This is a genomic window from Mucilaginibacter sp. P4_E8 (genome assembly GCF_056401495.1).
Genome location: NZ_JBFUJG010000062.1, coordinates 26099 through 33403, shown reverse-complemented (window position 1 = coordinate 33403; position 7305 = coordinate 26099). Strand labels below are relative to the sequence as shown.

Below are 7305 nucleotides of genomic sequence, written 5' to 3'. Positions count from 1 at the left end.
CTATATCGGCGGTGTCTACCTCTTCCCATTCCGAACAGAGAAGTCAAGCCCGCCAGAGCCGATGGTACTGCGGTAAAACGTGGGAGAGTAGGTCGGTGCCCAATCTTAAATCAAGCCCTTGCTGGAAACAGTCAAGGGCTTTTTTGTGCAATCAACTTTCCTCCCGAAGTGTTCATATGTACACCCGTGAACGCGAAGGAACACCAATGAACGCCTGGTAATCAGGTATATACATTTGTAACCTTACTGACAAAACACGGTCACCATTTGCATAAAAAGAAAGCCTGGGGTAGTGTGATTCCTTCCCTGGGGAAGGGGGAGGAAGGGGTTTAGTAAGCATTGCAAGTTTGTGTCGCGTGTAGAAACCCCTCCCGGTCACTGCACAATCACCTCACCCCTCCCGTGGGGAGGGAATATATACGGGGATTATCATCTTCAGAATCCCGGCGGGCTTATTTAATAACCAATAAAGGGAAAACCCCTTACTCATAAAAAAAGACGCATGTGATGCGTCTCTACAATAGTTGTAATTGGTAATTTCCTACCCCAACGCCTCATATATCTCCGCACTCAACAACCCACTCCCGCCACCGTAATGCTGTACTATTTTAACATCTGGGTTATTAGCCCTAAAATAGGTGCTTAGCTTATCTTCTGATGGTTCTTCAATGCCTCCACCCAACAGTACCATGGCAAATGTTTGTTTGTCAAAGGTACTCATGGCTTCCTCATCGGTAATGCAGCCGGTTGCATTCCAGGCCGGGTTATTATTTACGAGGCGTATTACGGTTGCCAGTATCTCTGGATGGCGGCCTATTACTAATATTTGTGTTTGGTTCATTGTTTGAAATTTAACATTATCCCTTTGTTCAGCACCCCTCCTTGCCTTTGGCAAAAGAGGGGGCCGAACAACTCATCAATCATCAATAAAAAACTTAAAACTCCATTGGGACATCTATCAGCAAAAATTCTGCATCTGTAAGGGCGGTTATCTTAAATTGACCGGTATCCCAAATGCCCAGTGCATCACGTGTATTTAATAGCTCACCATTAATTTCAACCTGGCCGCTAAGTACAAAAGCGTAAACGCCGTTACCTTGTTTTTTGATGGCATATTCGGTATCAATCCCTTTATCAAACTTACCGAGGTGAAACCAGGCATCCTGATGGATCCATACGCCTGCATCATCAGCATTCGGCGATAATACCTGCTGTAATTTGTTATGTCTGTCTTCTAAATTAAGGGTTAGCTGATCGTACCGGGGCTCTACATTCTTTTTGTTGGGATATATCCAGATCTGTAAAAACTTGACCTGGCTGGCCCGGTCGTTATTGTATTCACTATGATAAATTCCGGTACCGGCGCTCATGGCCTGTATATCGCCATTTTTTATTACAGCCACATTGTTCATGCTGTCTTTATGCTCCAGATCGCCTTCTAATGGTATGGAAATAATCTCCATGTTATCATGCGGATGTTTGCCGAAGCCCATACCGGCATCCACCGTATCATCATTCAATACGCGCAATGCACCAAACTGCATCCTGTCGGGATTGTAATATCCCGCAAAACTAAACGACTGATAGCTGCTGAGCCATCCATGGTTGGCGTGGCCGCGTGTTTCGGCTTTATGAAAAATGGTTTGTGCCATAATGTTTGCTTTTAAATTGTACAACAAATTTAAGGCAGCAAGAATGGTGTACACTTGATGTACATTAAGAAAGTCATAAGTCTGGAGTTTTGAGTCTTAAGTCATAAAATAAAGTCGAGTCACCATGACTTCTAACTAAGGCCTTTCGACTTAAAACTTCTTCCTCACCATCTCACTCCGCATCCGGCTAAAAAATTCGGGAGTAACACCAATATATGATGCTATTTGTTTTTGTGGCAAGTGATCAATCAGGGTAGGATAACGTTTGCAGAAATTATTATAACGCTCTTCGGCAGTAAGGCTCAATCCATCGATCAATCTTTGCTGACTGGCCACTAATGAGTTTTCAACAAGTATCCTGAAAAAGTGCTCAAACTTAGGTATCTGCAAGTATAATTTCTCCTGGTTTGCTTTTGATAGCAACAGTACATCAGTATCCTCCAATGCCTCAATATTAAGGATGCCCGGTTTTTGTGAGAGCAGGCTGTACATATCGGCTATCCACCAATCTGGCGGGGCAAAGCTCAGCACATGTTCAATGCCGCCCTTATCAACAGTATAACCCCTTAAACAGCCGGCGGTAACAAAGGCCGAATGTTTGCATATATCGCCATTAGTAAGCAAAAACTGTTTGCGCTTTAGTTTTTTAGGTTGCAGATAGGTGGTAAAGATATCCTGCTCCTCTTTGGTTAAATGGATATGTTTTGCAAGATTTTGAAGTATGAGGTTAAACGACATATGCAAAAATGAATTTTATTTATTTTATAAAGGCAGTGTATAAGCAATTATTCTTTTTGAGGCTTATTTTTTTTAATAAAATGTAAATTAGCCTTTATAGGCCTGTAATATCCTGCCTTGAATTTGATGTAAATTAGCTTTATTAATGCCAAAATAAAGGTATGTTATGCTTATAAAGCAGGATTTATAAGTTGAAAATTATTAATATGATTGTGAATACCTTAGGGCTGTTTACCCGCAGGTAATTTGCAAACTATGTAAACCCGATATGCATTTCCAATTAATGCATAAAGTAATTATTAATAGATAACCTTATGATGAAGAATTATGCTTTAATAATCTGGATGTTTGTTTTTGCTACATCGTCTGCATTTGCTCAACAAAAATTTAATGGCCTTGATGTAAACCTTGGTAATATTTACCGTTTATCTGATGCCAAAACACGGTCGATAAGTCCCGAGAATTTTAATGGCGAAAAGGGAAAAGGGGGCATGGCGACCACCGGAACCGGCGCCAATGCCGCGCGTGACCTGGGGCAAACCTGGAAAGTAAGTCCGAGCGTAATTATAAAAAAAGGAACCACTTATACCATTGCCGAAATTGATGGCCCGGGTGCTGTTCAGCATATCTGGATGACACCTACCGGCAACTGGCGTTACTCCATACTCCGTTTTTACTGGGACGATGAAACAACCCCATCTGTTGAAGTGCCGGTTGGCGATTTTTTTTGCATGGGCTGGGGTAAATACTCACCATTGCAGTCGCTGGCAGTTGCAGTTAACCCGGGCAGCGCGTTTAATTGCTACTGGCCAATGCCATTCCGCAAAAAATGCCGCATAACTATGGAAAACATTGATGACAAGGATATGGTGCTATATTATCAGGTTGATTACACACTTACACAAGTTCCTGATGATGCCGCGTATTTTCATGCGCAGTTCAGAAGGGTAAACCCATTGCCTTATAAAAAAGATTTTGTTTTGGTAGATAGTATTAAAGGCAAAGGGCAGTATGTGGGGACTTATCTGGCCTATGGCTCCAACAAAAACGGCTGGTGGGGCGAAGGCGAGATCAAATTTTTTATGGACGGCGATACCAAATTTCCTACCATAAATGGCACAGGAACCGAGGACTATTTTTGCGGATCGTATGACTTTGACACCCATCATAAGGATGCTAACGGTAAAGAGGAAGAGAAGACAGAATACACTGAATTTTGCAGTCCTTACAGTGGCTTGCACCAGGTGATCCGCGGCGACGGACATTACAGTATTGCGCAGCGTTTTGGTTTATACCGCTGGCATATTGCTGATCCGATACGATTCGAAAAAAGTTTGAAGGTTACTATACAAGCATTGGGCTGGCGGCACGACGGCCGGTATATGCCTTTGCAGGATGACATTGCATCAACCGTGTTTTGGTACCAGAGCGGCCCGCACGGCCCTTTCCCTAAACTCCCCTCACGTGACGAACTGGAAGTTAACTAATGTTGAAACTTAAATCTGCTTGATGAAACTATATAAAATAACGAAAGGCGTTCTTTTGGAATATAATGACTCCGCTTATATTATTGACGATGAATGGGACAGCCTGATTAATCGTGATGATTTGGCTGCGTATCTGCAATTGATATCCGAAGATACTACCCCAATAAGTGCGGAAGTAAAAAATGAATATTTGAGCGGTAAGATATTGCCGCCAATAGGCAGCCAGGAAATTTGGGCAGCCGGTGTTACCTACCTCAAAAGCCGGGATGCCCGGATGGAAGAATCGGAAACTTCGGGTGGTGCAAGTTTATATGATAAGGTGTATGATGCTCCCCGGCCCGAATTATTTTTTAAAGCCATAGCACAAAGGGTGGCAGGCCATAATACCGAGGTTTATATCCGTAAGGATTCGGAATGGAACGTGCCCGAGCCCGAGCTTACCCTGTTCATCAATTCCAAAGGAATTATTCAGGGTTATACGATAGGTAACGATATGAGCTCGCGGAGTATTGAGGGTGAAAACGCTTTGTATCTGCCGCAGGCAAAAATATACGAAAAAAGTGCTGCGCTGGGCCCTTGCCTGCTGGTAACATCAACACCTATTGCTACGGAATCGGTCATAAAAATGATCATTAAGCGTAAGGGCGAAGCTGTTTACGAGGATGCCACAACAGTATCACGTATTAAGCGTTCTTTTACCGAACTGGTGGGTTATTTATATAGCGAATGCGATTTCCCGGTAGGGTGTTTTTTAATGACAGGTACTTGTTTGGTGCCGCCACCTACTTTTACGCTGCAGCAAGGCGATGTGGTGGAGATCACGATTGATGGGATAGGGATGCTGGTAAATACTATCGGACTAAATCCAAAACATAAATAATAATGGCATGAGAAGGGTTAATGCTTTATTTTTTGCTTTATTGATGACCTGTTTAAATGCATGTGATACTAAAATGGACCAACCCGCCGAAGGTACCTTTGGGTACGACCTGAAATTTTTAAAAGCCAAAGACAGTGTTATTGTTTTAAAAAGTAACGATGGCAATGGTCAGGTGATAGTTTCGCCAAAATACCAGGCTAAAGTATTTACATCAACAGCTGGTGGTGCAGTGGGCAAAAGCTTTGGCTGGATAAATTATAAAACATTTGATGTCAAAGAGCCCGACCCTCATATGAACGCCTACGGTGGTGAAGACCGCCTGTGGCTTGGCCCCGAGGGCGGCAGGTTCTCCCTGTTTTTTAAGCCCGGTACCAAAATGGAGTTCGATAACTGGCATACCCCACCTGCCATTGATAATGAAAGCTGGGATCTGGTTTCGGAAACCGGTAAAAAAGCCAGTCTGACGAAAAACACCTACATACAAAATTATGCAGGTACAGAATTAACCATAAAACTACAACGCGACATTGAAATATTGGAGCCCGCCGATATAAAACAAATGCTGGGAATTGATGACCCGGGTACTGCGATTAAATCTGTAGGGTTTAGCACTACCAATACTATTATTAACAGCGGCACTACAGCCTGGGATAAAACCAGCGGGGCACCTTGTTTATGGAACCTGGATATGTTTACACCCTCGCCAAAAACGGTAATTGTTGTGCCTTTTCAGGAAAAAGCTACGGGTAAAATTGCCACCACAAACTACTTTGGCGAAATACCAAAAGACAGGATCAGCTACAAAAGCGGTGTATTATTATTCAAGGCGGATGGAAAATCGCGCGGTAAGCTGGGTATCCCGCCAAACCGAGCCAAAAATATGGCTGGTAGTTATGATGATGCCAACCAGGTGTTAACCATTACCCTTTTTGATTTGGATAGCAAAGCCGATTATTTGAACCAGGAATGGAAACCAGATACCGAGCCGTTTACGGGTGATGCCGTTAATGCTTATAACGACGGGCCACTGGCAAACGGCAGCCAAATGGGGCCATTTTATGAAATTGAAAGTGTATCGCCGGCAGCATTCTTAAAACCGGGCGAAAGCTTATCGCACAAACATAGTGTGTTTCATTTTACCGGCGATAAGGAAGGTCTGAATAAAATAGCCCTGAAAACTCTGGGCATTTCACTTCATGATATTACAACAACATTTAAATAAACCAGTTAAAACCTAATTATAAACCAATTACAATCTCCAATGTCAAAAAATAAAGATCTGTTTGCAGTAGCCCTTATCACTTCCCTGTTTTTTATATGGGGCTTTGCTTTAAACCTTAATCCCATATTAATACCTCACCTTAAAAAGGCTTGTCAGTTAAGCGATCTGCAATCATCATTGGTTGATTCCGCATCATATTTTGCTTATTTCTTGTTACCCATACCCGCCGCCCAATTCATGAAACGTTATGGCTATAAAGGCGGGATATTGTTAGGTTTGATAATTTTCTCTGTAGGAGCATTCTTATTTTACCCTGCATCGATAGTAAGAAACTATGCGTTTTTCCTCGGAGCATTGTTCATTATATTTTCAGGAGCAGCTTTCCTGGAGACTGCGGCCAACCCATACATTACGGTGATCGGCGATCCGGCAGGAGCTACACAGCGTATAAATTTTGCACAGTCGTTCAATGGACTGGCAGCCGTGCTGGCACCATTTGTAGGAGGACTGGTCATTTTATCAGGTAAAACTTTAACAGCAGCACAGGAAGCGGCCATGTCGCCAAGTCAGTTAAATGAATATTTGAACAAAGAAGCATCATCGGTACAAATGCCTTTTATCATTATAGGCGTCGGGGTATTAATAGTGGCTATACTTTTATTCAGAACACATTTGCCTGTAATTGTTGAAGAAGGCGAAGGAATGGAACATCATGAAAGCTTATCGGTTTTTCAAAGAATGGGCTCTCTTTTTAAAGAAAAGAATTTAAGAGCAGGAGTAATAGCACAGTTTTTTTATGTGGGCGCACAGGCCTGTGTAGGTAGCTTTTTCATCCGTTTTTCTGAACGTGTAGCCGGAATGGATGAAAAATTAGCAGCAAATTACTTAACAGCCGCCATGCTTGCGTTTTTGGCAGGCCGGGCTATCGGGACATTCTTAATGACCTTTATTAACCCGGTAAAACTGCTGGCTATTTTCGGTATTACCAATGTAGCATTGATCGTGCTATCAGTTTTTTTACACGGAAAGTTCCCTGTATTCGCGTTAATTGGTGTTGAGTTTTTTATGTCAATCATGTTCCCGACCATATTTTCATTAGCCATCCGTGGTTTGGGTGGCAAAACAAAAGAAGGTTCATCCCTGGTGATCATGGCTATAGTTGGCGGGGCTGTTTTCCCGCCCATCATGGGTCGCTTGTCTGATATGACCAATATACAGGTGGCCTACCTGGTACCGGCAGCCTGTTTCTTGTTTGTATTTTATTTTGCTGTTAAAAACCTGAAAGTAAAAGAGGTAGAAATAGTTGTAGCGCATTAATAAGTATTG

7 protein-coding genes and 1 rRNA gene are annotated in these 7305 nt (G+C 42.6%); 5 read left to right on the top strand and 3 right to left on the bottom strand.

Annotated elements, in window-relative coordinates:
- Positions 1-104 (top strand): 5S ribosomal RNA (rrf, locus tag AC1DRQ_RS19510); the annotation flags it as partial.
- A gap of 437 nt (positions 105-541) precedes the next feature.
- Here rrf and AC1DRQ_RS19505 read toward each other — a convergent pair.
- The 3 genes from AC1DRQ_RS19505 to AC1DRQ_RS19495 all read right to left on the bottom strand — a co-directional run bounded on the left by AC1DRQ_RS19505 (position 542) and on the right by AC1DRQ_RS19495 (position 2390).
- Entirely contained in the window at positions 542-841 is a 300-nt protein-coding gene (locus tag AC1DRQ_RS19505) for a hypothetical protein (RefSeq protein WP_477426457.1), read from the bottom strand.
- 94 nt (positions 842-935) lie between these two features.
- Complete coding sequence (locus AC1DRQ_RS19500; protein WP_477426456.1) at positions 936-1652, bottom strand: pirin family protein; 717 nt, start codon at positions 1650-1652, stop codon at positions 936-938.
- A gap of 150 nt (positions 1653-1802) precedes the next feature.
- Entirely contained in the window at positions 1803-2390 is a 588-nt protein-coding gene (locus tag AC1DRQ_RS19495) for a Crp/Fnr family transcriptional regulator (protein ID WP_477426455.1), read from the bottom strand.
- A 314-nt stretch (positions 2391-2704) separates the two neighbouring features.
- Between AC1DRQ_RS19495 and AC1DRQ_RS19490 the strand changes: the two genes are divergently transcribed.
- The 4 genes from AC1DRQ_RS19490 to fucP are packed head-to-tail and all read left to right on the top strand — an operon-like array spanning position 2705 to position 7296.
- Positions 2705-3877 carry a glycoside hydrolase family 172 protein gene (locus tag AC1DRQ_RS19490; protein ID WP_477426454.1) on the top strand — a complete coding sequence of 391 codons (1173 nt, stop codon included), beginning with the start codon at positions 2705-2707 and terminating at the stop codon, positions 3875-3877.
- Between the two features lie 22 nt (positions 3878-3899).
- A complete protein-coding gene (locus AC1DRQ_RS19485) occupies positions 3900-4757 on the top strand; it encodes a fumarylacetoacetate hydrolase family protein (RefSeq protein ID WP_477426453.1) in 858 nt (285 codons plus the stop codon).
- 7 nt (positions 4758-4764) lie between these two features.
- A complete protein-coding gene (locus tag AC1DRQ_RS19480; protein WP_477426452.1) occupies positions 4765-5979 on the top strand; it encodes a DUF6786 family protein in 1215 nt (404 codons plus the stop codon).
- A 39-nt stretch (positions 5980-6018) separates the two neighbouring features.
- Complete coding sequence (gene fucP, locus AC1DRQ_RS19475; RefSeq protein WP_429399886.1) at positions 6019-7296, top strand: L-fucose:H+ symporter permease; 1278 nt, start codon at positions 6019-6021, stop codon at positions 7294-7296.
- Positions 7297-7305 lie beyond the last annotated feature (9 nt).